The sequence below is a fragment of the Arthrobacter sp. JCM 19049 genome, assembly GCF_001310435.1.
On the sequence record NZ_BAXF01000470.1, the window covers coordinates 1 to 1,667 of the forward strand.

The window sequence follows — 1,667 nt, forward strand, 5'->3', positions numbered from 1 at the left end:
CCGGCACCCCGGCCACCACCGCCGCCCAGCAGCTGGGGCGCACCGTGGGGCGCAGCTTGGAACACGTTACCGGCCGGGCCCATGAACTGATTGAGCGTTTCCCCCGTTTCGGGCGCAAACGCTAGGCTGCGCACCACCGCCGAACGTTACGTGCGGCACAAAAAAATTGACGTAAAATTTCCGACATCGCGCACCACCGTGGCATTCTCTTCGGTGGGGCAGTGACGCCGGTTCTGCGGTAGAACTCTGCCCCAGCGCCTGCCCCAAGTGATGAGGAGAGTAACTTGGACCAGCATTTAGCGACTATCCGCGATGAGGTATTCCGCAGGAATCCCGGGGAAGCCGAATTCCACCAGGCCGTTACCGAGGTTTTCGAGAGCCTCGAAGCCGTCTCCCAGAAGCACCCGGAATACGCCGAAGCCGCGATCCTGCAGCGCATGTGCGAGCCGGAACGCCAGATCATCTTCCGTGTGCCGTGGACCGATGACGCCGGACGGGTTCAGATCAACCGCGGCTTCCGCGTCGAGTTCAACTCCGCGCTGGGCCCCTACAAGGGCGGACTGCGCTTCCACCCCTCGGTTTACCTGGCACCGTGAAGTTCCTGGGCTTTGAACAGATCTTCAAGAACTCGCTGACCGGCATGCCCATCGGCGGCGGCAAGGGCGGTTCGGACTTCGACCCGCGTGGCAAGTCCGATGCGGAGGTCATGCGCTTCTGCCAGTCCTTCATGACCGAGCTGTACCGGCACATCGGCGAATACACGGACGTCCCGGCCGGGGACATTGGCGTGGGCGGGCGCGAGATCGGCTTCCTGTTCGGCCAGTACAAGCGCATCACCAACCGCTACGAGTCCGGGGTGCTCACCGGCAAGGGGCTGAGCTGGGGCGGGTCCCTGGTGCGTCCGGAAGCCACCGGCTACGGTGCGGTCCTCTTCGCCCAGGAGATGCTCGCCACCCGCAACACCAGCTTTGAGGGCCAGCGTGTGGTGGTCTCCGGGTCGGGCAACGTGGCGATCCACGCCATCGAAAAGGCCCAGCAGTTCGGCGCCCACGTGGTGGCGGCCTCGGATTCGGGCGGCTACATCGTGGATGAGAACGGCATCGATGTTCCGCTGCTGCGCCAGATCAAGGAAGTTGAGCGCGAGCGGATCAGCGAATACGCCAAGCGCCGCGGCAGCAAGAAGGCCCGCTACGTTGCGGACGGGAACGTGTGGGACGAAAAGTGCACGGTCGCCCTTCCCTGCGCCACCCAGAACGAGTTGGGGGCCAGCTCGGCGAAGAAGATGATTTCCGGTGGGCTGATCGCGGTGGCCGAAGGCGCGAACATGCCCTGCACCGCCCAGGCGGTTTCCCTGTTCCAGGACGCCGGGGTGCTCTTCGGCCCGGGCAAGGCGGCCAACGCCGGTGGCGTGGCCACCTCCGCGCTGGAAATGCAGCAGAACGCCAGCCGTGACTCCTGGTCCTTCGCCCACACCGAGCGCCGCCTGAGTGAAATCATGATCGGCATCCACGACCGGTGCGCGGCCACGGCCGAGGAATACGGGGTACCGGGCAACTACGTGGCCGGGGCGAACATTGCCGGTTTCGTGAAGGTCGCCGACGCGATGCTCGCCCAGGGGCTGATCTAGCCCGGGCTTCGGCCTTCGGGCCGGACACGGCCTTGGAACC

At 65.4% G+C, this 1,667-nt stretch carries 1 pseudogene; it reads left to right on the forward strand.

The features are described 5' to 3' along the window. Positions 1–284: 284 nt before the first annotated feature. A pseudogene (gene gdhA, locus JCM19049_RS13490) lies at positions 285–1,627 on the forward strand (NADP-specific glutamate dehydrogenase). The last annotated feature ends 40 nt before the right edge of the window (positions 1,628–1,667 follow it).